This window comes from Streptomyces sp. 351MFTsu5.1, assembly GCF_000383655.1.
Lineage (GTDB): Bacteria > Actinomycetota > Actinomycetes > Streptomycetales > Streptomycetaceae > Streptomyces > Streptomyces griseorubiginosus.
The window spans coordinates 285974-310754 of record NZ_KB911780.1 but is presented as its reverse complement, the minus strand read 5'-3'; the positions used below and the strand labels follow the sequence as shown (position 1 = coordinate 310754).

At 70.9% G+C, this 24781-nt stretch carries 16 protein-coding genes; 9 read left to right on the top strand and 7 right to left on the bottom strand.

Annotation, left to right across the window (positions count from 1 at the left end; genetic code table 11):
* Window positions 1-95: 95 nt before the first annotated feature.
* Genes H295_RS0115825 through nirD form a run of 3 tightly spaced genes read left to right on the top strand, consistent with a single transcriptional unit; the run spans window position 96 to window position 4257 of the window.
* Window positions 96-1307: an NAD(P)/FAD-dependent oxidoreductase gene (locus H295_RS0115825; protein ID WP_043217518.1), complete on the top strand. Its 1212-nt coding sequence runs from the start codon at window positions 96-98 to the stop codon at window positions 1305-1307.
* Complete coding sequence (nirB, locus tag H295_RS0115820) at window positions 1307-3910, top strand: nitrite reductase large subunit NirB (protein ID WP_020136308.1); 2604 nt, start codon at window positions 1307-1309, stop codon at window positions 3908-3910. The genes H295_RS0115825 and nirB overlap by 1 nt, the downstream gene beginning before the upstream one ends.
* Window positions 3907-4257, top strand: a complete 351-nt coding sequence (gene nirD, locus H295_RS0115815) for a nitrite reductase small subunit NirD (protein ID WP_020136307.1) — start codon at window positions 3907-3909, stop codon at window positions 4255-4257. The genes nirB and nirD overlap by 4 nt, the downstream gene beginning before the upstream one ends.
* An 85-nt stretch (window positions 4258-4342) precedes the next feature.
* On the opposite strand, the gene H295_RS0115810 is transcribed toward nirD, so the two are convergent.
* Window positions 4343-5269, bottom strand: a complete 927-nt coding sequence (locus H295_RS0115810; protein ID WP_020136306.1) for an oxidoreductase — start codon at window positions 5267-5269, stop codon at window positions 4343-4345.
* A gap of 276 nt (window positions 5270-5545) precedes the next feature.
* Here H295_RS0115810 and H295_RS0115805 point away from each other — a divergent pair, with 276 nt between their 5' ends.
* A complete protein-coding gene (locus H295_RS0115805; RefSeq protein ID WP_020136305.1) occupies window positions 5546-5938 on the top strand; it encodes an excalibur calcium-binding domain-containing protein in 393 nt (130 codons plus the stop codon).
* Window positions 5939-5959: 21 nt separating this feature from the next.
* Here H295_RS0115805 and H295_RS0115800 read toward each other — a convergent pair whose 3' ends face one another.
* The 3 genes from H295_RS0115800 to H295_RS0115790 all read right to left on the bottom strand — a co-directional run bounded on the left by H295_RS0115800 (window position 5960) and on the right by H295_RS0115790 (window position 10867).
* Entirely contained in the window at window positions 5960-6358 is a 399-nt protein-coding gene (locus tag H295_RS0115800; RefSeq protein WP_020136304.1) for a DUF4440 domain-containing protein, read from the bottom strand.
* A 178-nt stretch (window positions 6359-6536) separates the two neighbouring features.
* On the bottom strand, window positions 6537-9257 hold the full coding sequence (gene ppdK, locus H295_RS0115795; protein WP_020136303.1) for a pyruvate, phosphate dikinase: 2721 nt from the start codon (window positions 9255-9257) through the stop codon (window positions 6537-6539).
* A gap of 407 nt (window positions 9258-9664) precedes the next feature.
* Window positions 9665-10867 carry an ROK family protein gene (locus tag H295_RS0115790; protein WP_020136302.1) on the bottom strand — a complete coding sequence of 401 codons (1203 nt, stop codon included), beginning with the start codon at window positions 10865-10867 and terminating at the stop codon, window positions 9665-9667.
* Window positions 10868-10987: 120 nt separating this feature from the next.
* Here H295_RS0115790 and H295_RS0115785 point away from each other — a divergent pair, with 120 nt between their 5' ends.
* The 3 genes from H295_RS0115785 (at window position 10988) to H295_RS0115775 (ending at window position 16434) form a co-directional block, all read left to right on the top strand.
* Complete coding sequence (locus tag H295_RS0115785) at window positions 10988-12604, top strand: MGH1-like glycoside hydrolase domain-containing protein (protein WP_020136301.1); 1617 nt, start codon at window positions 10988-10990, stop codon at window positions 12602-12604.
* A complete protein-coding gene (locus H295_RS0115780) occupies window positions 12601-14538 on the top strand; it encodes a glycogen debranching N-terminal domain-containing protein (RefSeq protein WP_020136300.1) in 1938 nt (645 codons plus the stop codon). The genes H295_RS0115785 and H295_RS0115780 overlap by 4 nt, the downstream gene beginning before the upstream one ends.
* Before the next feature lie 168 nt (window positions 14539-14706).
* Entirely contained in the window at window positions 14707-16434 is a 1728-nt protein-coding gene (locus H295_RS0115775) for a hypothetical protein (RefSeq protein ID WP_020136299.1), read from the top strand.
* Window positions 16435-16507: 73 nt separating this feature from the next.
* Here the strand turns inward: H295_RS0115775 and H295_RS0115770 are convergent, their stop codons facing one another.
* Window positions 16508-19198 (bottom strand): RICIN domain-containing protein, encoded by a 2691-nt coding sequence (locus tag H295_RS0115770; protein WP_020136298.1) that lies wholly within the window; start codon window positions 19196-19198, stop codon window positions 16508-16510.
* A gap of 290 nt (window positions 19199-19488) precedes the next feature.
* Complete coding sequence (gene dusB, locus H295_RS0115765) at window positions 19489-20628, bottom strand: tRNA dihydrouridine synthase DusB (RefSeq protein WP_020136297.1); 1140 nt, start codon at window positions 20626-20628, stop codon at window positions 19489-19491.
* Between the two features lie 96 nt (window positions 20629-20724).
* On the opposite strand from dusB, the gene H295_RS0115760 reads away from it, so the two are divergent.
* On the top strand, window positions 20725-22170 hold the full coding sequence (locus tag H295_RS0115760) for an MFS transporter (RefSeq protein WP_028809404.1): 1446 nt from the start codon (window positions 20725-20727) through the stop codon (window positions 22168-22170).
* Between the two features lie 145 nt (window positions 22171-22315).
* Here the strand turns inward: H295_RS0115760 and H295_RS0115755 are convergent, their stop codons facing one another.
* Window positions 22316-23212: a helix-turn-helix domain-containing protein gene (locus tag H295_RS0115755; RefSeq protein WP_020136295.1), complete on the bottom strand. Its 897-nt coding sequence runs from the start codon at window positions 23210-23212 to the stop codon at window positions 22316-22318.
* 101 nt (window positions 23213-23313) lie between these two features.
* On the opposite strand from H295_RS0115755, the gene H295_RS0115750 reads away from it, so the two are divergent.
* Complete coding sequence (locus tag H295_RS0115750) at window positions 23314-24741, top strand: MFS transporter (protein ID WP_028809403.1); 1428 nt, start codon at window positions 23314-23316, stop codon at window positions 24739-24741.
* The last annotated feature ends 40 nt before the right edge of the window (window positions 24742-24781 follow it).

Genomic DNA, 24781 nt, shown 5'->3' with positions numbered 1-24781 from the left:
CTCACAGCCGGCGCCGACCGCAGCTGAGGGCAGCGTTCCTCACGGGAAACAGATGCGATGCGGTCGGGTAACACCCGCACCGCAGGCTCGACATCATGACCTCGAATACGCGTGTGGTGGTGATCGGCGCCGGGCTCGCGGGCGTCCGGCTCGCCCGGCGGCTCGGAGAGCTCGGCACGCCCGTGACGCTCGTCGGCGAGGAGGAGCACCGCCCGTACAACCGGGTGCTCCTGGCCGAGGTGCTGGCCGGGCGGTACACCCCCGACGTGATCGCGCTTCCGGCGCCGGCCGCGCTGACCCGTGCCCGGGTCACCGGCATCGACCGCGGGGCCCGGACCGTCGCCTGCGCCGACGGTTCGAAGATCGCATACGACACGCTGGTCCTGGCCACCGGCTCCAACCCGGTGCTGCCGCCGCTGCGCGGTCTGTTCACCGCGGACCACGAACTGCCCAAGGGCGTGCACGCGTTCCGCACCATGGACGACTGCCTGGGGCTTTCCGAAGCGGTCCGGCCGGGGGTGAAGGCCGTCGTGATCGGCGGCGGGCTCCTCGGCGTCTCCGCGGCCCGCGCGCTCGCCCAGCGCGGGGCCCAGGTGATCCTGGCCCAGCAGTCCGAGCGGCTGATGGAGCGCCAGCTCGACCCGAGCGCGTCCCGGCTGGTCCGGCGCCACCTCGGGGATCTCGGAGTCGAGGTCCACACCGACCTGCGGGTGCGGGACGTGCGCTGTGTCGGGGGCGCGGTCCGCTCGGTCGAGATGGCCGACGGATACGCCCTGGACGCCGAGATCGTGGTCCTGGCCTGCGGGGTCCACCCCCGTGTCGGCCTCGCGCAGACCGCCGGTCTGGACGTGCGCAAGGGCATCGTCGTGGACGACGAACTGCGCACCTCCGACCCGCACATCCACGCCATCGGGGACTGCGCCCAGCACGACGGCACCGTCTACGGGCTCGCCACCCCGGCCCTCGAACAGGCTGATGCCCTCGCCGAGTTGCTGGCGGGACGCGCGAACGCACGCTACACCGGCACCCGTTCGCTGACCCGGCTCACGCTCACCGGACAGACCGCCTTCGACCTGGCCGCGTTCGGCGAGACCGAGGCACTCCCGGGCGACGACGTCGTCCAGCTCGCGGACGCCACCCGCGGCACCTACCGCAAGGTCGTCGTCCGCGACGACCGCCTGGTCGGCGGGGTCCTCGTCGGCGAACTCGGCACCGTCGGCGCGCTCGCCCGCGCCTGGGAGGGAGCCGAACCGCTCCCCGCAGGCGGCCCGCTGCTCCACCTGCTCACCAACGATGGAGGCTCCTGATGACCGCCACCCCGGAGGCCACGGAGGCCACCCCCACGATCGTCCTCGTCGGCCACGGCATGGTCGGCCAGCGCTTCCTCGAAGCCCTCGCCACGCGCGGCCTGACCGCGACCCACCGCGTGGTCGTGCTCTGCGAGGAGCCGCGCCCCGCGTACGACCGCGTCGCGCTCACCTCGTACTTCTCGGGCAGGACGCCCGAGGAACTCTCCATGACGGACATGGAGTTCATCGACACGCACGGCATCGAGCTGTACGTCGGCGACCCGGCCGTCATGGTGGACCGCTCCGCGAAGAAGGTCACGGCCAGGTCCGGGCAGGTCTTCGACTACGACGTCCTCGTCCTCGCCACCGGCTCGTACCCGTTCGTGCCGCCGGTCCCGAACAAGGACGCCCGGGGCTGTTTCGTCTACCGCACGATCGAGGACCTGCTCGCCATCGAGGAGTACGCGAAGACCCGCACCACCGGTGCCGTGGTCGGCGGCGGCCTGCTCGGCCTGGAGGCGGCCGGTGCGCTCAAGGGTCTCGGACTCACCTCCCACATCGTGGAGTTCGCGCCGCGGCTGATGCCGGTGCAGGTCGACGAGGGCGGTGGCGCGGCGCTGCTGCGCACCATCGAGGGGATGGGCCTGACCGTCCACACCGGGGTCGGCACGCAGGAGATCGTGGTCGACGAGGACGGCGCCGTCACCGGCATGAAACTGTCCGACGGCTCCGAACTCGCCACCGACCTGGTGGTGTTCAGCGCCGGTGTCCGCCCCCGCGACCAGCTGGCCCGCGACTGCGGTCTGACCGTCGGCGAGCGCGGCGGCATCACCGTCGACGAGCAGTGCCGTACGGTCGCCGACCCGCACGTGTTCGCGATCGGCGAGTGCGCGCTGGCCGCCGACGGCCGGGTGTACGGCCTGGTGGCCCCCGGTTACGAGCAGGCCGAGACCGCGGCGGCGACCATCGCCTCCGACGAGGCCGCCTTCCTGGGCGCCGACCTGTCGACCAAGCTGAAGCTGCTCGGCGTGGACGTGGCCTCCTTCGGCGACGCGCACGGCGCGACCGCGGACTGCCTGGACGTCGTGTACTCCGACTCCCGCGCCGGCCTGTACAAGAAGCTGGTCATCGGCCGGGACGGCACGCTGCTCGGCGGCATCCTGGTCGGCGACGCGGAGGCGTACGGCACGCTGAAGGCGTTCACCGGTTCGGTCCCGCCGGTCAAGCCCGAGTCGCTGGTGCTGCCGGCCGGTGCCGGGGAGTCGGTGCAGCTCGGCCCGACCGCGCTGCCCGACGACGCGATCATCTGCTCCTGCAACAACGTCCGCAAGGGCACGATCCGCGGGGCGGTCACCGAGCACAACTGCACGACTGTGCCCGAGGTGAAGAAGTGCACCAAGGCCGGTACCACGTGCGGCAGTTGCGTCAAGGTGCTCGGCCAGCTGGTCACCGCCGAGCTGGAGGCGTCCGGCGTCGAGGTCGACAAGGGCCTGTGCGGCTGCTTCGCGCAGACCCGCGAGGAGCTCTACGAGATCGTCCTCGCCCTGCGCATCAACACCTACCAGGACCTCCTGGACCGTTACGGCCGCGACGGCGCCCGGGGCGGTGACGGCTGCGAGATCTGCAAGCCGGCCGTCGGCTCGATCATCGCCTCCCTCGCCCCGACCATCGGTGCGAGCGGCTACGTCCTGGACGGCGAGCAGGCGGCGCTCCAGGACTCCAACGACCACTTCCTCGCCAACATCCAGAAGAACGGCTCCTACTCGGTCGTACCGCGCATCCCCGGCGGTGAGATCACCCCCGAGGGGCTCATCACGATCGGCGAGATCGCCCGCGACTTCGGCCTCTACACGAAGATCACGGGCGGCCAGCGGATCGACATGTTCGGCGCGCGGGTGGAGCAACTCCCGCTGATCTGGACGCGGTTGGTGGACGCCGGCTTCGAGTCGGGCCACGCCTACGGCAAGTCCCTCCGTACCGTGAAGTCCTGCGTGGGCCAGACCTGGTGCCGCTACGGCGTCCAGGACTCGGTCCGCATGGCGATCGACCTGGAGCTGCGCTACCGGGGGCTCAGGTCGCCCCACAAGCTCAAGTCGGCCGTCTCCGGCTGCGCCCGCGAGTGCGCCGAGGCCCAGTCGAAGGACTTCGGCGTGATCGCCACCTCCAGCGGCTGGAACCTCTACGTCGGCGGCAACGGCGGCGCGACCCCGCGCCACGCGGACCTGCTGGCCCAGGACCTCACCGACGCCGAACTGGTCAGGCTGATCGACCGGTTCCTGATGTTCTACATCCGCACCGCGGACCGTCTGGAGCGCACCTCGACCTGGCTGGAGCGCATCCCCGGCGGCCTGGACCACGTCCGTGACGTGGTCGTGGAGGACTCCCTCGGCATCTGCGAGGAACTGGAGTCCCTGATGACGGCCCACGTGGCGCACTACGCCGACGAGTGGGCGACCACCATCAACGACCCCGAGAAGCTCGCCCGGTTCGTGTCCTTCGTGAACGCCCCTGACACCCCCGACCCGGTCGTCGGCTTCGTCCCCGAGCGCGAGCAGATCAAGCCCGACCTGCCGCTGCTGACCATCGGCCACCGTCCCCTGGAAGGAAGCGCCCAGCGATGACCCTGGCACCCGAGACCACCGACCTGAAGGTCCAACTCCAGCTGGACGGAGACTGGTTCGCGGTCTGCGACCTGACCCGGCTGCTGCCCGGCCGCGGCGTGGCGGCCCTGCTGCCCGACGGCCGCCAGGCGGCCCTGTTCCGCGACCGCGCGGGCCGGCTGTACGCCGTCGACAACCGCGACCCCTTCGGCGGCGCGGCGGTCCTCTCCCGCGGCCTGACCGGCACCCACCAGGGCCGCCCGTTCGTGGCCTCACCCCTGCTCAAGCAGCGCTTCGACCTGGAGACCGGGCAGTGCCTGGACGACGAGTCGGTACGGATCGCCACGTACGAGGTGCGGGCGGCGTAGAAGCGCACGGGCAGCGCAGAACTGCGCGGGCGGGGGCGGCCACGATCCGGTGACCGCCCCTGCCGCGTACCCTGCGGCGACCCGGTCAGCCCTTCAGGGCGTCGTACGTCACCCCTGTCAGCTGCTCCGAGGCGGACCAAAGGCGTTGGGCGGCCTCGTCGTTGCGGGTCCAGGAGGCCCGCCAGGAGGGGGCCGGGGCGCCGCGCCAGCCGGCGAGGGAAGGGCCGGTGAAGGAGTCCGGGGAGACGTCGGGGGCCGTGGCCGCGTAGAGGGTGGGCAGGGCACCGGCCTCGGCGGACTGGGCGAAGAAGCGGTTGCCGATCCGCATGAACCGTTCCGCCGCCGTGCGGCCCGCCATCTGCGCCCCCGCGGTCTGGAGGTTGGTGGCCGCGTACCCGGGGTGCGCCGCCGCGGCGATCACGTCCGAGCCGTGCGCCGCCAGCCGGCGGGCCAGCTCGTGGACGAAGAGCAGGTTGGCGGTCTTGGAGCGGGCGTAGGCGATCCAACGGCGGTAGCGGCGCTCGCTGTTGAGGTCGTGGATGTCGATGTTGGCCACCGCGTGCATCCCGCTGGAGACCGTCACGACCCGTGCGCCGGGTGTCGCGAGGATCGAGGGCAGCAGCAGGCCGGTCAGGGCGAAGTGGCCCAGGTGGTTGGTGCCGAACTGGGTCTCGAAGCCGTCCGCGGTCGTGCCGTACGGCAGCGCCATCACGCCCGCGTTGTTGATCAGCAGGTCGAGGCGGTCGTACCGGAACGAGGTCGCGAACTCCCGCACGGAGGCCAGGTCCCCGAGGTCCAGTCGGGCCAACTCCGCCTCCGCGTCCGGCACTTCGCCCAGCAGCCGGTCCCGGGCCTCGCCGCCCCGCCGCTCACTGCGGCAGGCGAGCACCACCCGGGCACCCTTGCGCGCCAGTTCCCGCGCGGCGGCGTACCCGATCCCGCTGTTGGCCCCGGTGACCACGGCCACGCGTCCGCTCTGATCGGGGACGGCCTTCTCGTTCCATCCGGTCATGACGGGGTCCCTCCCTCGACGACTGCGGCCCAGCCTAGGAGGGACGGGCGCGGTGAGCAGTCCGCGGGGGGCGGGGAGGGGCCCGTTCCGCAGGGGACCACCATGACCAACCCGTACGCCACGCAGCTGCAGCCGCAGCCGCAGTGAGTCGACGGCGCGCTCGCGGAGAGCTACCTTCCGGTCACGTCACGTTCGCATCACGGGTTTCTCATGTCGCCGACACGGCACCCGCGTCTCACTAGGTTCGTCCCTCTCACGAACCCGGAAGGACCTGTTGTGAAACTGCTCCGCAAGCCCGGCGCCATCGTCGTCGCCGCGCTGGCCCTGGCCGTGCTGCCGGGTGCCGCCTCGGCCCATGACGGCGACCACCCGTTCGCGAACTGCGGCGAGGCCTACGCCGCCGGGTACGCGAACCTCCCCAGGGGCGACGAGCACTACGGCAGCCATCTCGACCGGGACGGCGACGGCATCGGCTGCGACCAGCCGCCCGCGGACTTCCGGGCCCACGACGACACGGTGAGCGCCGAGGACCCCGGCAGCCGGCACCGGGACCTGGCGGAGACCGGTGGCGGCGACACCGCGGTGTACCTGGCCGCCGTCGGCTCGACGGTCCTGCTCACCGGCGGCGCCCTGGTGGCGTCGGCCCGCAGGCGCCGGGCGATGCGCTGACACCGTCCACGTCGACGCCGGTCAGGCGTGGTCGTACCAGGCCAGTGCCGCGATGCGCCAGCCCTGCGGGGTGCGGACGAACTGGAGCGTCTTGGTCCCGCCGCCGTCGAACGGCTCCCCGTCCAGGATCCCGGACTTGCGGTACGTACCGATCCGCGAGGCGATGTCCCCCGCGATGTCGGTGCGTTCGGAGGTCTCCCACTCGGAGAACTCGACCAGCCGGCCCTCGGTCAGCAGCCGCAGACGGGGCTCGATGAACTGCTCCACGGTGTGGACGGTGTACTCGGGACCGGTCTTGACGATCACGCCCTCGGGGAGGACCAGCCGCCGCACGCGTCCGACATCGGCGGTCCTGCCGCCCCGGTTGTCGAAGGCCCCGAAGAACTCGGCGGTCACCGCGTCGATCTCGCTCTTGGACATCGCGTGACGGTAGCAGCGCCCGCACGGGAGCGCACGAGAAGGGCGTACGAGCGGGACGTACGAGAGGGCGGCACCCCCGCACAAGGGTGCCGCCCTCTCTCGTGATCCGGAACCGCCGCCCATCGGTTGAGGGTCGGGGACGGGCGTCGGCTCCGGGGATCAGTGGCCCGGTGAGGGCCTACCGGTGGTCGCTGCCGTTCGCCGTGATCGCCGCGCGCCCGGCCTCCAGGCGGGCCACCGGGATGCGGAACGGGGAGCAGGAGACGTAGTCCAGGCCGACCTGGTGGAAGAAGTGGACCGACTCCGGGTCACCGCCGTGCTCACCGCAGACGCCGAGCTTGAGGTCGGGGCGGGTACGCCGGCCGGCCTCCGCGGCCAGCTGCACCAGGGAGCCGACGCCGTCCTTGTCGATCGTCTCGAAGGGGGAGACTCCGAAGATGCCCTTCTCCAGGTACGCCGTGAAGAAGCTCGCCTCCACGTCGTCCCGGCTGAAGCCCCACACCGTCTGCGTGAGGTCGTTCGTGCCGAAGGAGAAGAACTCCGCCGCCTCCGCGATCTGACCCGCGGTCAGCGCGGCACGCGGCAGCTCGATCATCGTGCCGATCGACAGCTTCAGCTCCACACCGGTGGCCGCCTCGACCTCCGCGACGACCTGGTCGGCCTCCTCGCGGACGATCTCCAGCTCCTGGACGGTGCCGACGAGCGGGATCATGATCTCGGCGCGCGGGTCGCCCTTGGCGTTCTTGCGCTCGGCCGCGGCCTCGGCGATCGCGCGGACCTGCATGGTGAACAGGCCCGGGATGACCAGACCGAGGCGCACGCCGCGCAGGCCCAGCATCGGGTTCTGCTCGTGCAGCCGGTGCACGGCCTGGAGGAGCCGGAGTTCGTTCTCGTGCGGCTCCTGGCGGGACTCCGCGAGGGCCACGCGGACCGACAGCTCGGTGATGTCGGGGAGGAACTCGTGCAGCGGCGGGTCGAGGAGCCGGATCGTCACCGGCAGCCCGTCCATCGCCGAGAACAGCTCGACGAAGTCCTGCTTCTGAAGCGGGAGCAGCGCCTTCAGCGACTCCTCGCGCTCGGTCTCCGTGTCGGCCAGGATCAGCCGTTCGACCAGCTCACGCCGGTCGCCGAGGAACATGTGCTCGGTACGGCACAGTCCGATGCCCTGCGCGCCGAAGCGACGGGCGCGCAGCGCGTCCTCGGCGTTGTCGGCGTTGGCCCGGACCCGCAGCCGGCGCTTGCGGTCCGCGAACGCCATGATCCGGTGCACCGCCTCGACCAGCTCGTCGGCGTCGTTGGCGCCCGCGTGCATCCGGCCCTCGAAGTACTCCACGACGGGAGACGGGACGACCGGGACCTCGCCCAGGTAGACCTTGCCGGACGATCCGTCGATGGAGATCAGGTCGCCCTCCTCCACCACGTGCCCGCCCGGAACGGTCATCCGGCGCCGCTTGGTGTCGACCTCCAGCTCCTCGGCGCCGCAGACACAGGTCTTGCCCATGCCGCGCGCGACGACGGCCGCGTGGGAGGTCTTGCCGCCGCGGGAGGTCAGGATGCCCTCGGCCGCGATCATGCCGTCGAGGTCGTCGGGGTTGGTCTCCCGCCGTACGAGAATGACCTTCTCGCCCGAACGGGACCACTTCACCGCGGTGTACGAGTCGAAGACCGCCTTGCCGACGGCCGCGCCCGGCGAGGCCGCGATGCCCCGGCCGACCTGCGCGACCTTGGCGTCCTCGTCGAAGCGGGGGAACATCAGCTGGGCCAGCTGGGCGCCGGTGACGCGCTGGAGCGCCTCGGCCTCGTCGATGAGTCCCTGGTCGACCAGCTGGGTGGCGATCCGGAAGGCCGCGCCCGCCGTGCGCTTGCCGACCCGGGTCTGGAGCATCCACAGCTGACCGCGCTCGATGGTGAACTCGATGTCGCAGAGGTCCTTGTAGTGGTTCTCCAGCGTCTCCATGATCTGCATCAGCTGGTCGTACGACTTCTTGTCGATCTGCTCCAGCTCCGCGAGCGGCACGGTGTTGCGGATGCCCGCGACGACGTCCTCGCCCTGGGCGTTCTGGAGGTAGTCGCCGTAGACGCCCTGGTGGCCGGAGGCGGGGTCGCGGGTGAAGGCGACACCGGTGCCGGAGTCGGGGCCGAGGTTGCCGAAGACCATCGAGCAGACGTTGACCGCGGTGCCGAGGTCGCCGGGGATGCGCTCCTGGCGGCGGTAGAGCTTGGCGCGGTCGGTGTTCCAGGAGTCGAAGACCGCGTGGATGGCGAGGTCCATCTGCTCGCGCGGGTCCTGCGGGAAGTCCCGGCCGGCCTCCTTCTTGACGATCTTCTTGAAGGCGGTGACCAGCTTCTTGAGGTCGGCGGCCTCCAGGTCGGTGTCGACGGTGACCTTCTTGGCCTCCTTGGCCTTGTCGAGGGCCTCCTCGAAGAGCTCGCCGTCGACGCCGAGGACGGTCTTGCCGAACATCTGGATGAGGCGTCGGTAGGAGTCCCAGGCGAAGCGGTCGTCGCCGGCCTGCTTGGCGAGACCCTGGACCGACTTGTCGGAGAGGCCGATGTTCAGGACCGTGTCCATCATTCCGGGCATGGAGAACTTGGCGCCGGAGCGGACGGAGACGAGCAGCGGGTCGTCGGCCTGGCCGAGCTTCTTGCCCATGCGCTGCTCCAGCGCGTCGAGGTGCGCACTCACCTCGTCACGCAGTGCCGCGGGTTCCTCACCGCTGTCCAGGTAGACCTTGCAGGCGTCCGTCGTGATGGTGAAGCCGGGGGGAACGGGGAGTCCCAGGTTGGTCATCTCGGCGAGGTTCGCGCCCTTGCCACCCAGGAGGTCCTTGAGGTCCTTGTTTCCCTCGGTGAAGTCGTAGACGAACTTGGCTACGTGGGGTTCTTTGTTTTCCGACACGGGTCTCGACTCCCTCGAGGACGCGGTGGCTGCCCTGACGGCGAGGAACATACCCAGATCGAAGGCTTCTGGGTACGTCTGCTCGAGCGTCATACGCCCGTAACCAGGTGTCTGCCAGCGGATCGAAAGTCAAAGCTTGGCAAGCGACAGCCGTCGAATGTTTTCACTTCTTGAACGCCGAAGCGCTCCCCTGCCGTCATTTTCGCTCAGATGAGCACCCCTCAGCCACATCTGATTTCGATCGATGAACGATCAAGGGGTGGCACTGAGTGCCACCCCTTCCAGAAGTGCAGTCGCCCAAGATCCGCTCATTCGAGCGCGACCCCTATCAGGCGTGGCGAGAATCACGCTGCCACAGCGCGTCGGATTTCACCATGCGGACGGGTATCCGGACCGCAACACGGACGTCATACGCCCATCGCCAGCAACCGCTCCTCGACCCGTTCGGGCGCGTACAGGTGCTCCACCACCAGGGCACCCGCCCCGACCAGCCCGGCCCGCTCCCCGAGCCGTGAGGTCACGACCTCCAGCCGGGCGGTGGAGCGGGGCAGCGCCCGCTGGTACAGCAGCTCCCGGACGCCGGTCAGGAAGGGAGTTCCGGCCAGATCTCCGGCGATCATCAGGACCCCGGGGTTCAGCAGCGTCACGACCGTCGCCAGGACGTCCCCGACCTGCCGCCCGGCCTCCCGCGCGAGCGCCGCCGCCTCCGGGTGCCCGGACGCCAGCAGGTCCCGCACATCCGAGCCGGAGGCCGCCGGCACCCCGGTCGCGGCCAGCCGCCGGGCCACGGCACCGCCGCTCGCGACGGCGGCGAGACAGCCGTAGGAACCGCACCGGCACAGCGCCTCCGCACCGGCCGGCACCCGGATGTGCCCCAGGTCGCCCGCACCCCCGTCGATGCCCCGGTAGACCGAGCCGTCGACCACGACTCCGGCGCCGATACCGGTCGACACCTTGACCAGGACGAAGGCCGAGCAGTCGGGGTGGCCGGTGCGCTGTTCGCCGTACGCCATGAGGTTGGCGTCGTTGTCGACGAGCACGGGGACCGGGCCGGACCCGCTGTGCTCGGTGAAGGCCCGGGCGAGGCGGCCCCGTATGTCGTAGCCGTCCCAGCCGGGCATGATCGGCGGCTGGACCACCCGGCCGCTCTCCAGGTCGACCGGGCCCGGGACGGCCAGCCCGATGCCGCAGACCTCCTCGGCCCGCTGACCCGCCTTCTCCAGCAGCTCGGCGAACCAGCGGCCCAGCTCGCCGAGGACGGCGTCCGGGCCGTCCTCGATCACCAGGGTGCCGCTGTGCTCGGCGAGGATCTCGCCGGTCAGGGAGAGCACGCACGCGCGCGCGTGCCGGGTGTCGAGATCGGCGGCCAGGACGACGGCATGGGCGTCGTCGAACTCCAGGGTGATGGAGGGACGGCCGCCCAGCGGGGAGTCCACCGGGCCGCCGGCGCCCTCGCGCAGCCAGCCCGCGCGGAAGAGCCGGTCGAGGCGCTGGCCGACGGTCGCCCGGGACAGTCCGGTGGCCTGCTGGAGCGCTCCGCGCGTCACGGCGCGCCCGCTGCGGACCAGTTCGAGCAGATCTCCGGCGCCGGTCTGACTCCGTCCAGCCATGCGCACCCCCTTGTGTTTCTCAACTGTGCATTACATATTGGGTTTTGCGTGTTAAATAGACGTAACCCTACGGTAGCCCTGACCGAACCGGTCAGCCACACGTCTTTCGGGGAGCCCCGAGTGGATCGCACTGCCCAGCTCGTCACCTCTTCCACCGAGCGCTCGATCGCATACGATCCGCCGGGTTCGCCGCCTTCCCTGCACGCCAGGGCCGCGCGGGTGCTGGAGGCCAACTGGACCGGCGCCTCCACGGTCCCCTCGCGCGGCCTGTACCCGCACCAGTGGTCCTGGGACTCCGCCTTCATCGCGATCGGCCTGCGCCACCTCTCGCCGCTGCGGGCGCAGACCGAGCTGGAGACCCTCCTGACGGCCCAGTGGGGCGACGGGCGGATCCCGCACATCGTGTTCAACCCCTCCGTACCGCTCGACGCGTACTTCCCGAGCCCCGACTTCTGGCGCTCCTCGACCGCGGGGCGCACCGCGGGCGCCCCGCGCACCGTACAGACGTCCGGGATCGTCCAGCCACCGGTGCACGCGCTGGCCGCGTGGCTGGTGCACCGCTCCGACCCCGGGCTCTCCCGGTCCCGCGGCTTCCTCGCCCGCGTGTACCCGCGTCTGGCGGCCTGGCACCGCTACCTCCTGCACCGCCGCGACCTCGGCGGCGGCGGCCTCGCCTCCGTCGTGCACCCCTGGGAACAGGGTATGGACAACAGCCCCGCCTGGGACCTCCCCCTGTCCCGTGTCACCCCGGCCCCGGCCCGCTCCTTCCGCCGCGCCGACCTCGACCACGGCGCGGCCGAGGACCGGCCGACGGATCTGGACTACGGGCGGTACGTGCGCCTCGCGGCCGACTACCGGGACGCCGGCTATGCCGACGGTACGGGTGAGTTCGCCGTCGAGGACCCCGCCTTCAACGCCCTGCTGATCGCCTCCGAGCACGCACTGGCCAGGATCGCCGACGAACTGGGCGCGACCGGCACGGCCCGGCACGCGCGCGCGGAGCGCCTGACGCAGGCGTTGGTGGAGCGGCTGTGGGACCCGGCGAGCGGCATGTTCCTCTGCCGGGACCTGCGGGGGCCCGCCGCAGTCGGCGACCGCGGGCCGGCGTTCCCCGCGCACCGGCCGGACGCCCGGCCGACCGCCGGGCACGAGGCCCCCGCCCCGCACCCGGCCCCGGACCCCGGCCTGATCCCCGAGCGCGGTGTCTCCGGCCTGGTCCCCCTGCTCCTGCCCGGTCTCCCCCGGGACATCGTCACGGCGCTGCTGCGCACCGCCACCGGCCCGCACTTCGGCCTCGGCTCCACCACCCGCCTCCTGCCCAGCTACGACCTCCTCGGCGAGGCCTTCGACGCCCACCGCTACTGGCGCGGCCCGGCCTGGTTCAACACGGCGTGGCTCGTGGAGCGGGGCCTGCGCATCCACGGCGAGCGCCGGCACGCCGACGCGCTGCGGGAGTCGGCCCTCGAACTCGCCGCGGCCACCGACTTCGCGGAGTACGTCGACCCGTACACCGGCGAGGGATGCGGGGCGACCGGCTTCAGCTGGACGGCCGCGCTCGCGCTCGACCTGCTGCACGGCGAGACCGCGCTCCCGGGCGAGGCCGCGCTCAGCGGCGACACCACGCTCACCGGCGACGCCCCGCTCACCGGCGGGATGGCAGCGACGCACGGCACCACGCTCACGAACAGCACCACAGTCACGGCGGACATGGGATTCAAGGGAGGGAACCGGCGATGACGGACCGGCATCATCTGCTCGTGCACGGCGGGACGTTCGCTGCCGTGGGTGACGGCGGGGACATCAGCGGGGTCCGGGGCGGCAGCTTCCCGGACGGGCTGTTCGTACGGGACGCCCGGCACCTGAGCCGCTGGCAGCTCACGGTCGACGGCGCGGTCCCCGAGACCCTGTCGCCGGTCGCCGACGGCGACACCGCCCGCTGTGTCCTGGTCCCGCGCGGCGGCCGCCAGGAGCCCCCGGCCCACACCCTCTTCCGCGAACAGGCGGTCGGGGACGGCTCGTTCGTCGAATCCCTGCGGGTGACCAGCAACCGCCCGGTGCCGACGACGGTCCGGCTCGCGGTCACCACGGACGCCGACTTCACCGACCAGTTCGAACTCCGCTCCGACTACCGCACCTACACCAAGCCCGGCGCCACCCGCAGCCGCGAAGTCCTCGACGACGGAGTGGAGTTCGGCTACCAGCGCCGCGAATGGCGTTCGTGCACGACGGTGACGGCGGAGCCCGCCCCGGACGGCGTCGAGGAGACCGGCACCGGAGCCCGGCGCCTGGTGTGGACGCTGGACCTGGAACCGCACGGCTCGGCCGAGCTGACCCTGCGCGTGCTGGCCCGCCCGCACGGCGACAAGCGGGCCCGCCGGGTGCCGAGCTCGCCTGCCGCCCTGAACCGGCAACTCCTCGCGCTGGAGGGCGAGTTCGTGGAGGGCGTGGCCTTCCCGACCGGCTGGCCGGAGCTGGCGGCCGCCTGCGCCCGCGGTCTCGCCGACCTGGCCTCGCTCCAGGTCCCGGCCACCGGCCCGGACGGCGAGGAGCTGCGTGTCCCGGCCGCCGGGGCCCCCTGGTTCCTGACCCTCCTGGGCCGGGACGCCCTCCTCACCTCCCTCTTCGCGCTCCCCTACCGCCCCCAGCTGGCCGCAGCGACCCTGCCCGCGCTCGCCGCGACCCAGGCCACGGAGACCGACGCGGCCTCCGTGGCCCAGCCCGGCAAGATCGTGCACGAGGTACGGCAGGGAGAGCTGGCGCACTTCGGGCAGGTGCCGTACGGCCGCTACTACGGCTCGGTCGACGCCACCCCGCTGTTCCTGGTCCTCCTCGGCGCCTATGTGGAGCAGACCGGGGACGTCTCGCTCGCCCGGCGCCTGGAGTCCCACGCCCGTGCCGCGATCGGCTGGATGCTCGACCACGGCGGCCTGACCTCCCGCGGCTACCTCGTCTACCGCGCCGACCAGGGCGGCCTGGCCAACCAGAACTGGAAGGACTCCCCCGGCGCGATCTGCGGCGCCGACGGCAGCCGGGCCGGCGGACCGGTGATGGCGGCGGGCGCCCAGGGCTACGCCTACGACGCGCTGCGCCGCACCGCGTGGCTCGCCCGCACGGCGTGGAAGGACGAGACCTACGGAGCCCTGCTGGAACAGGCCGCGGCCGATCTCCGGGACCGCTTCCAGCGGGACTTCTGGATGCCGGACCGCGCGTTCCCCGCCCTGGCGCTGGACGGGGAAGGCCGCCATGTCGACGCGCTGGCCTCCGACGCCGGCCATCTGCTGTGGTCGGGGCTGCTCGACAAGGAGTACGGGGAACAGGTGGGACGTCGGCTGCTGGAGCCGGACTTCTTCTCCGGATGGGGCGTGCGCACGGTGGCGTCCGGCCAACCGGCCTACCACCCGCTGTCGTACCACCGGGGTTCGGTGTGGCCGCACGACAACGCGCTGATCACGCTGGGCCTGGCGCGGTACGGCCTGCACGACGAGGCCCGGGCGGTGGCGCACGGGCTGGTGGACGCGGCGACGGCGACCGGGCACCGGCTGCCGGAGGTCCTGGCCGGCTACGGACGGGAGTCGCACGGGGAGCCGGTGCCGTATCCGCACGCGTGTCTGCGGGAGGCCCGGTCGGCGGCGGCGCCGCTTGCTCTGCTGACGGCGGTGGGTGGCGCCTAGCACTCCGGACTCCCCGCGCCTCCGCACCTCACCGTTGACCAAGCGTTGGTGCGGTGTTTGCCCTGGGACGTGAACTGTGGCCCGAGACAGGCCGTACGGGAATGTGGCGGATTCGAGACCCCCTGTCGGGTCCGCCTCCTACCAGGACCCGTACGGAAGGACCCTCGGGTGTCCGAGACCCTTGCAGAGATCACGTCACCCGAGGCCGAGGTGACCGAGCCGGAGAAGGCGTCACGGTTCAGCCGCTGGCGGGACGCCCACCCCACCGCCGTACGGAACACCCGCTGGACCCTGAACACCCTCGCCGCACTGCTCGTCCTCGGGGCCCTGCTGCTGCCGAACAAGATCACCAATCTGCATGCCGGGGAGTTCCTGCGGCTTCCGGCGGAGGCGATCCTCGGGGCCGCCCTGACGCTGGCGCTGCCGCGTCGCCCACGGCTGGCGGTGGCCGTGGCGGCCGGGGTCGGGCTCGGGGTGATGACGATCCTGAACCTGCTCGACATGGGGTTCAACGACTACCTGGGGCGCGCCTTCAACCCGGTCCTCGACTGGGAACTGCTCAACGACGCGCAGTCGTACGTGGCGGACTCGATGGGCCGGGGCGTGGCGATAGCCGCCATGGTCGCCGCGATCGTCCTCGCGCTCCTGGTGCCGGCCGTCATGACGCTGGCGACGGTCCGGCTCAGCGGCCTGCTGGCCCGGCACCGGCAACGGGCCGTCCGGGGCACCCTCGTCGCGGCCACCGTCTGGATCACCTGCTCCGCCCTCGGCCTCCAGATCCTCGGCCCGCCGCTCGCCTCCGAGCACACCGCCGCGCTCACCAAGATCCAGGCCCAGCGGGTCGTGTCCACCCTGCGGGACGAGTCGGCGTTCCAGAAGGTGGCGAAGGTCGACGCGTTCGGGAACACGCCGGGCTCCCAGCTGGTGCCCGACCTGCGCGGCAAGGACATGATCTTCACCTTCATCGAGAGCTACGGCCGCAGCGCCATCGAGGACCCGCTCATCGCGCCCGGCGTCGACAAGACCCTCGACACCAGCACCGCGGCCCTCGCGAAGGCCGGCTTCCACGCGAAGAGCGGCTGGCTGACCTCGGCGACGTACGGCGGCAGCAGCTGGCTGGGCCACTCCACGACCCTCTCCGGACTCTGGATCGACAACCAGCAGCGCTACCGCACGGTCATGGCCAGCAACCACCTCAGCCTCACCAAGGCCTTCAAGAAGACCGGCGACTGGGACACGGTCGGGGTGATGCCGGGCGTCCAGAAGGGCTGGCCCGAGCAGCAGTACTACGGCCTCGACAAGGTCTACAACGCCTTCCAACTCGGCTACCAAGGACCCAAGTTCAGCTGGTCGACCATGCCGGACCAGTACGCCCTGGAGGCCTACCAGAAGCAGGTCCACAGCAAGAAGCGCGACAAGCCCCTGATGTCCGAGATCATCCTGACCTCCAGCCACCAGCCCTGGGCCCCCATCCCGAAGATGGTCGACTGGGACGACCTCGGCGACGGTTCGGAATTCAAGGCCATCCAGAAGGCCGGCAACAAAGCCTCCGACATCATCGCCGACCCCACCCGCTCCAAGCAGGAGTACGGCAAGTCCATCTCCTACTCGGTCACGTCACTGACCCAGTGGCTGGAGCGCTACGGCAGCGACGACACGGTCCTCGTCTTCCTCGGCGACCACCAGCCGATCGCCCGGGTCAGCGGCGAGCACGCAAGCCGTGACGTACCGATCTCGATCGTCGCCAAGGACCCCAAGGTCCTCGACAAGATCACGTCCTGGAACTGGACGGACGGCCTCAAGCCCGCCCACGACGCCCCGGTCTGGAAGATGAGCGCCTTCAGGGACCGCTTCCTGACTGCCTACGGTTCGACACCCCACCCCTCGAAGGGCTGAACCGGACGAGCGGTGGGGCAGGAAGGCCGTTGCCTTCCTGCCCCACCGCTCGGCTCTGTGTCGGGTCAGACTGTCACTGGATCGTCCAGGCCTGGTTGGGCTGGTTCAGCGGCATGAACTGGTCGATGGTGGCCCCGTTCGCCGTCGAGCTGCTGCTCACCTCCAGGACCTGCTTGCTCTCGAAGTTGCGGATCAGGTATCCACCGGAGGTCTGCTCGAAGTACCACAGCTGGTTGTTGCTGCCGTTGTAGGTGCTCTGCTGCAGCGCGGTGCCCCTCCAGTGGCTGGCCCAGCCGAAGTCGAGGACCTTGCCGCTGTTCCTGTTCACGATCTTGTTGAGCTGTCCGCTGACCGGAACGATGGTCCACTGCTGGTTCGCGTTGCCCGAGTTCGGCCACTGGATGACGCTCGCGCCGTCGGCGGTGGAGGCGCCGTTGACGTCCATCACCAGGCCGCTGTTGACGTTCTTGATCGAGTAGAAGGTCGACGGGTTGGTGTTGGGCGTGCCGGTCTGGTCCTCCAGGGCCCCGCCCGTCCGCTGCACGGAGAAGTCCGTGATGTAGAAGTAGGCCCCGTCGGTCTTGGCGACGCGGATGTAGCGGAAGGCCTGGCGGACGTTGATGTCACCGGTGAGGGTGGCCGCGAGCGGCAGGGTGCTGGTCTGGCGTCCCACGACGGTGTACGTGGCGAAGGACGGGTCGTTGGACGCCCGGACCTCGAAGTTGCCCCGGGTCGAGGACTGGTCCAGGTCCTGGCGCGTGGTCAGGGAGAACTGTCCGAGCTGGTAGGCCTGCCCCAGGTCGACCTGCCACCAGGCCGAGGTGTCGTTGCCGGTCGGCGACCAGCCGGTCGTCCCGTTGTTGTCGACGGCGTTGGAGGGCGGGGTGTTCGAAGCGAAGACCGAGGACGCGGACGTCGGCCTGTTGTAGGCGAGGTTGAGCTTCGCCGCCAGCCCCTGGTAGGCGGACTCGAGACCGGAGGCCTTGATGACCGTGTCGCCGGACGTCGTGTTGTTGGTGAGGGTGACGTTGGAGCCGTTGGCGTTCTGGTTGACGAGACCGTCCGTCTGCGACATCACGTTGTTCGAGAGGGTCATGTTGTTCGACCCCTCGTCCGTGTAGAGGCCGGCCACGGCATTGCCGCAGGCGGTCGGCGTCCGCAGCACGTCGTGGATGTAGTTGCCGTTGATGACCGTGCCGGGGTCGTTGGAGAGGTGGTAGATGGCGGCCGAGTCGCACAGCCGGTTCATCACGTTGCCGATCCTGTTGTAGCTGATGCTGTTGTTGCCTTCGGCGTTGGCCGCCGACTGCCAGCCCCAGCCCAGCGAGATCCCGGCCCACGGAGTGTCGGAGATGTCGTTGTGGTCGATGGTGGTGCTGTTGACGAAGCCCGCGTCGATGCCCGCGGTTCCGGGGTAGTCCTCACCGATCTGGTTGATCAGGTTGTTCTTCACCGTGACGTTCTTGACCACCTCCCGGGCGTCCTCACCGGCCGGTGAGGTGGGCGGGTTGTAGACGGTGTGCATCTCCACGGTCGGGTCGGAGAACTTGCCGACCATGATCCCGTTGCCGGCGATGTCGTAGATGAGGTTCCCGGTCACGGTGCTGTCGTGCACGCCGTGGGACAGGTCGAGGGCCGTGGCCCCCATCTGCGTGAAGGTGTTCCCGGTGAAGGAGACACGGTCGGCGTCCGCCGCCTGCACCCCGGCCGGCGGGCGGCCCACGTACTGGTGGTTGGAGGTGTCGGCGGAGATGTTGTAGTTGCCGCCCTGGCCGTTGAGGTAGCCGTTGTCGGTCGCTTCCATCCAGGTGGTCCCGGAGAAGGTGATCCCGGAGAAGCGCAGGTCATGGACGGGACTGTCGAGGCTGGTGCCCTTGATGTCGAAGAGGGTCTTGATCGTGGGCGCCTGCACGGAGGCCGTGGACATGTCCTCGCCGGGGCGGGGCTTGTAGTAGACGGTCTGCGCGGCCGTGTCGACGTAGAACTCGCCCGGTTCGTTGAGGAACTCGTGGGCGTTCTCGAAGTGCAGGGGGGAGCCGTCGGAGAGCTGGGGCCAGGGACGCGGGAAGAGGATGCCCGCCTCGTGGTCCTGGATCGACACGTTGGCGATGCCGCCCGCCGAGGTGAACGACTTCAGCCGCAGGTAGCTCTCGCCCCACTGCGTCTCCAGCATCATCTCGACCTGGTTGAAGTTGCCCCAGTTGGAGATCTGCGAGCTGAGCACCTTCAGCAGCTTGTTGGGCTTGTCGCTGCCCTGGAGCTGGAAGTCCGTGCCGAGGTCGGGGAAGCGGGCCCGGGTGGCGCGGACCCCGTTGACGTAGAGCTGCCGGAAGTTGAGGCTGCCCACGGACGCCTTGTACTCGCCGTTGGTCGCCGCGGTCCATCCGGTGATCGCCTTGCCACCGGTGATGACGGGCGTCTCCCCGTTGTAGGCCTGGTAGACGACCGTGTGGCCGTTCGTGCCCGAGTCACTGGTGCCGAAGCTGACGGGGGTGGTGAGGGGGTAGGTGCCGCCGCGCAGGTTCACCACGATGTCGTCGGACATGTTCGTGTTGACGGCCCGGACCGCGGCCTGGGCGGCCTGCACGGTCTTGAACGCGGTGGACGTGCTGGTTCCGGAGTTGCTGTCGCTGCCGTTGGCCGGGTCGACGTAGAAGTTCATCGTCGCCGCGAAGGCAGGCTGGGCGGGCAGTACGGCTGCGAAGACGACAGCCGCTGCGGCGAGTGCCGTCGCCGCCCCCGCGCCTCTGTGTAGGGGTCTCATCTGTGGTGTGTCCCTCCTCGGAACCCCCGCTGCTTATGAGTGGTATTTATCGGGGTCCGAGGGGGATCTGGTCAAGATGATAGGACTACTTATTTTTCCCCCGGCGTAACATCGACGACACGGAGATCATCCACTCTCCCCCGCCTTGGATAGATATGCGCAGGTGAGAGAGCTGTTATGGGCCACGAGCAGCCGTCGGCGCCGACCCGCTGGTAAAACCCAGCAGACGATCCAGATCCGAGGAAATGAGTAGTACTTATCTGGGATTCGGAGTCTTCGGCTCCGCCGCGTCAACCGCCGGAGGTGTCCAGCTCCGCGTCCTCGCCGACACCCGCACAGTCATAGGGATCCCGCAGCCACCCGTCCGGCAGCACGACCCTGTTGTTCCCCGACGTCCGCCCCCGAGGCCCGTCCGCCCCCGCCGGCCATGCCTGATCCAGATCCAACTCGTCCAGCCCGGACCGCAGTTCAGCCAACGACGACGTGATCGCGAGCCGCTTCCGCATCTCCGACCCGACCGCGAACCCCTTCAGGTACCAGGCCACATGCTTGCGGAAGTCGATGACGCCCCGCGTCTCGTCCCCGATCCACTCCCCGAGCAGGGTCGCGTGCCGCACCATCACCTCCGCGACCTCGCGCAGCGCGGGACGACGGAAATCGGTCCGCCCCTCGAACGCCGCCACGAGGTCGGAGAACAGCCAGGGCCGGCCCAGACATCCCCGCCCCACGACCACCCCGTCGCACCCGGTCGCCCGAACCATCCGCAACGCGTCCGACGCCGACCAGATGTCCCCGTTGCCGAGCACGGGAATCTCCGGCACATGCTCCTTGAGCCGCGCGATCGCGTCCCAGTCCGCGGTGCCGCCGTAGTGCTGCGCCGCCGTCCGACCGTGGAGCGCGATCGCCGTCACGCCCTCCTCGACCGCGATCCGCCCCGCGTCCAGGTACGTGATGTGGTCGTCGTCGATCCCCTTGCGCATCTTCATCGTGACGGGCAGGTCCCCCGCCCCGCTCACGGCCTCGCGCAGGATCGCCCGCAGCAGGGGGCGCTTGAACGGCAGCGCCGAACCCCCGCCCTTGCGGGTCACCTTCGGCACCGGACAGCCGAAGTTGAGGTCGATGTGATCGGCGAGGTCCTCCTCGACGATCATGCGGACGGCCTTGCCGACGGTCACGGGGTCGACGCCGTACAGCTGGATCGAGCGGGGCTTCTCGCTCTCCTCGAAGTGGATCAGCTGCATGGTCTTCTCGTTGCGCTCGACCAGCGCCCGGGTCGTGATCATCTCGCTCACGAACAGGCCCTTGCCACCGCTGAACTCTCTGCACAGCGTGCGGAAGGGCGCGTTGGTGATCCCGGCCATCGGGGCGAGGACGACGGGCGGCTGGACGGTGTGCGGGCCGATCTGGAGCGGCGGGACGGTCGTGGACATTCCCCCATTGTCACGCACGCCCCGGGGTACCCGTGCATCGATCATGTACCGACCATTAGTTAGACGCACTATTGAAATCGGCGTACGATGAACGCCATGCCCGAGCTCAGCCCTCGCCGACGCATGCTGGTGCTCGCGATCTGCTGTATGAGCCTCCTGATCGTGAGCCTCGACACCACGGCCCTCAACGTCGCCCTGCCCGCCCTCCAGCGCGGTCTGGGCGCGAGCACGGCGGGCCTGCAGTGGACGATCGACGCGTACACCCTGGTCCTCGCCTCCCTGCTGATGCTGGCCGGCTCCACCGCCGACCGGATCGGCCGCAAGCGGGTCTTCATGGCCGGTCTGGTCGTCTTCACGATCGGCTCCGCGCTGTGCTCCGCCGCCCCGAACCTGGACGCGCTGATCGCGTTCCGCATGGTGCAGGCGGTCGGCGGCTCGATGCTCAACCCGGTCGCGATGTCGATCATCACCAACACCTTCACGGACCCGCGCGAGCGGGCCCGGGCCATCGGGGTGTGGGGCGCGGTCGTCGGCATCTCCATGGCCGCGGGCCCGCTGGTCGGCGGCGTGCTCGTGGACGCGGTCGGCTGGCGCTCGATCTTCTGGGTCAACCTGCCCGTCGGAATCGCCGCGCTGCTGCTCACCCTGCGGTACGTCCCCGAGTCCCGGGCGCCCAGGGCCCGGCGGCCCGACCCGGTCGGACAGGTCCTCGTCATCGCCCTGTTCGGCTCGCTGACGTACGCGATCATCGAGGCCCCGACCTCCGCCCCCGCCTCGGTGCTGCCCTTCGCCGCGGTGGCCGCCGTCGCCCTGGCGGGACTCCTCTGGTACGAGCCCCGGCGCGACGAACCCCTCATCGACCTGCGGTTCTTCCGGTCCGCACCGTTCAGCGGGGCGACCGTGATCGCGATCAGCGCGTTCGCGGGTCTCGGCGGGTTCCTGTTCCTGTCGACGCTGTACCTCCAGAACGTCCGGGGCCTGGACGCGCTGCACGCGGGCCTGTGGATGCTGCCGATGGCGGTGCCGATGTTCCTGTGCGCGCCGCTGGCCGGCCGGCTGGTGGGGAGCCGGGGGCCGCGGCTGCCGTTGGTGGTGGCGGGCTTCGCCATGACGGCGAGCGGGGTGCTCTTCGCGGCCTTCGACGCGGAGACCTCCGACGTGACGCTGCTGCTCGGGTACGTGGTGTTCGGGATCGGGTTCGGGTTCGTCAACGCGCCGATCACGAACACGGCGGTGTCGGGGATGCCGCGGGCGCAGGCGGGGGTTGCGGCCGCTGTCGCGTCCACCAGCCGTCAGCTCGGGCAGACCCTCGGGGTCGCGGTGATCGGGGCGGTGCTGGCGTCCGGACTGAGCTCCTCGTCGTACAAGGAGAAGTTCGTCTCCGCCGCGGTGCCGGGGTGGTGGATTCTGGCGGGGTGCGGGTTCGCGGTGCTCGTGCTCGGCACGGTGACCACGGGGCCGTGGGCCCGGCGTACCGCTGAACGGACGGCTGAGCGGCTGGAGACAGCGGAGGTGCGTGAAGCGGCGGGGGTCGGCGCGTAGTTCTGCGAGTGCGGGCCGGCGGGGGCTGATCGCGCAGGTCCGCGCGCCCCTGAGTCGGACACCTCGACGCGGTCGGCTCCACACCGTTCGCCGGCCATGACTCGCCTCGCCACACGTTCTTGTGATCAGGCGTTCCGGAGCGCGCTCACGCCACCTGGTGCCCGGCCCGCTCCAGGGCGATCGCGTGCAGTTTCTCCAGCCGCAGCCGGGACTCCTCGTCGGCGGGGGCGTAGGTGACCAGCCGTGAGCCCGTCCCGGGAGCGAGCCACAGGTCGGTGTGGTCGACGACGATCCGGCCCACGTACCGGTTGAGGAACTCCTTGCGCCGCGGGCGCGAGGCCCCCACCTCGTGCCGGTCCCACACCTCGCGGAACTCCGCGGACTCGCACCGCAGCCGCTTCAGGAGCGTCTTCCAGGCGGGCTCGGTGAGATGGCCGGCCATACCGGCGCGGAAGCGGGCGGCCATGAGCCGCTGCACCTCCGCCAGGTGCACGATCGAGGAACGCCACTCCTCGTGGGTGTAGGAGAGCAGCATGGCGTTGCGGTCCTGCGGGGGCACCGCGTCCAGGTCGCACAGCAGCAGGCCGTAGGTGCGGTTGTGGGCGAGGATGTCGTACCGGCTGTTCTGGACGCAGGCCGGGACCGGCCCCAGCTGGTCCAGGACGAGCCGCAGCGCCGGTGTGATCGACGGGCAGACGGTGGCCGGGGCCGGGTCGACCGCGCCGGCGAGCTGGAAGAGGTGCGAGCGCTCGCTCGGGTCGAGCAGCAGGGCGCGGGCGAGGGCGTCCAGGACCTGTACGGACACCTGGATGTCCCTGGCCTGCTCCAGCCAGGTGTACCAGGTGACGCCGACCGCGGAGAGGTGGGCGACCTCCTCCCGGCGCAGTCCCGGGGTGCGCCGCCTGCGGCCGCGGGGCAGACCGACCTGCTCGGGTGTGATGTGCTCACGGCGGTGCCGCAGGAAGGCGGCGAGTTCATGGCGCCGGATCTCCGAGACCGACGGCGTCACGGGCGCGGCTGTCTCCTGGGCCATGGTCGTCATGCCTCCAGCCTGCCCGCACCGGGACCCTGTTGCCAGGTGGTTCTTCTACCAGGATAAGGACACTCTGGTACCCCTCTGTGAGCAGGCGCAGGCTCGAGGCCGTGACCACCGAAACCACGACTCCACGCCTCGCCCGCCCCGCCGCACCACCCGCGCTGGGCGGCCTCGGGCTGTTCACGGTGCTGCTCGCCGCGGCCCTGCCCCTCATCGACTTCTTCATCGTCAACGTGGCCCTGCCGACCATCGCCGCGGACCTGTCCGCGAGCGAGTCGGTCCTCGAACTCGTCGTCGCGGGCTACGGGTTGGCGTACGCCGTCCTCCTCGTCCTCGGCGGCCGGCTCGGCGACCTGTTCGGGCGGCGCCGGCTCTTCCTGGGCGGCATGGCCGCGTTCGGGCTGACCTCGCTGGCGTGCGGGCTGGCACCGAGCGCGTGGGCGCTGGTCGCGGCCCGGGTCGCGCAGGGTGCCGCGTCGGCGGCGATGCTGCCGCAGGTGCTCGCGACCATCCAGTCGGCGACCGCCGGACCCCGCCGGGCCCGGGCGATGGGCCTGTACGGGGCCACCGCGGGCCTTGCGATGGTGGCGGGCCAGATCCTCGGCGGTGTCCTGGTGGCGGCGGACATCGCGGGCACGAGCTGGCGTGCCGCGTTCCTGGTGAACGTCCCGGTCGTGCTCGTCGGCCTGCTGCTCGCGGCCCGTGCGGTCCCGGAGACCCGTTCCCCGCGCCCGGAGCCGGTGGACGTCCCCGGCACGGTCCTGCTCGCCGCGACCCTGCTGGCGCTGCTGGCCCCGCTGACCGAGGGCAGGGCGGCGGGCTGGCCGCCGTGGACGTGGCTGTCGCTGGCGGCGTTCCCGTTCCTCGCGGGGGCCTTCTTCGCGGTGGAGCGCAGGGCGGACCGCCGGGGCCGGACGCCGCTGGTGCCGCCCAGCCTCTTCGCGCTGGTGTCGCTGCGCCGGGGCCTGATCCTGATCCTGCCGTTCTCGATGGGCTTCGCGGGCTTCATGTTCGTGATCGCGGTGGCGCTCCAGGAGGGCGCGGGCCGCAGCCCCGTCCAGGCGGGCCTGGCCCTGGTCCCGCTGGCGGTGACGTTCCTGTTCACGTCGATCGCCGGACCGCGGCTGATCTCCCGCTGGGGCACCCGGGTGGTGACCGCGGGCGCGCTGATCCAGGGGGTCGGACTCGGCCTGATCATCCTGGCCGCCCGGTACTCCTGGCCCGACCTGGGCCTGGTGACCCTGCTGCCGGGAGGTGCCGTCGCCGGGATCGGCCAGGCGCTCCAACTCCCCGTCGTCCTGCGGCTGGTGCTCTCCGACGTGCCGCCCGCGCGGGCGGGTGTGGGCAGCGGCGTGATGGTCACGGCCCAGCAGGCCTCGCTGGCCCTGGGCGTGGCGACGCTGGGCAGTCTCTTCCTCTCCCTGGTGCCGGGCCTGGGCATGCGGGACGCCCTGGTGACGACGCTGCTCGTGCAGCTGGCGGGGGTGGCCCTGACGGGCGTCCTGAGCCTGCGTCTGCCGCGCACGATGAGCTGACCCGGCTCATCTCCCGGCGAACACCCCGTGAAGACACTGC

Coding starts and splice junctions, on each gene's coding strand:
- nirD (WP_020136307.1), top strand. CDS start 3,907: ATGACCCTGGCACCCGAGACCACCGACCTGAAGGTCCAACTCCAGCTG.
- H295_RS0115810 (WP_020136306.1), bottom strand. CDS start 5,269: ATGACCGGATGGAACGAGAAGGCCGTCCCCGATCAGAGCGGACGCGTG.
- nirB (WP_020136308.1), top strand. CDS start 1,307: ATGACCGCCACCCCGGAGGCCACGGAGGCCACCCCCACGATCGTCCTC.
- H295_RS0115790 (WP_020136302.1), bottom strand. CDS start 10,867: ATGGCTGGACGGAGTCAGACCGGCGCCGGAGATCTGCTCGAACTGGTC.
- H295_RS0115780 (WP_020136300.1), top strand. CDS start 12,601: ATGACGGACCGGCATCATCTGCTCGTGCACGGCGGGACGTTCGCTGCC.
- dusB (WP_020136297.1), bottom strand. CDS start 20,628: ATGTCCACGACCGTCCCGCCGCTCCAGATCGGCCCGCACACCGTCCAG.
- H295_RS0115800 (WP_020136304.1), bottom strand. CDS start 6,358: ATGTCCAAGAGCGAGATCGACGCGGTGACCGCCGAGTTCTTCGGGGCC.
- H295_RS0115760 (WP_028809404.1), top strand. CDS start 20,725: ATGCCCGAGCTCAGCCCTCGCCGACGCATGCTGGTGCTCGCGATCTGC.
- H295_RS0115825 (WP_043217518.1), top strand. CDS start 96: ATGACCTCGAATACGCGTGTGGTGGTGATCGGCGCCGGGCTCGCGGGC.
- H295_RS0115755 (WP_020136295.1), bottom strand. CDS start 23,212: ATGACGACCATGGCCCAGGAGACAGCCGCGCCCGTGACGCCGTCGGTC.
- H295_RS0115770 (WP_020136298.1), bottom strand. CDS start 19,198: ATGAGACCCCTACACAGAGGCGCGGGGGCGGCGACGGCACTCGCCGCA.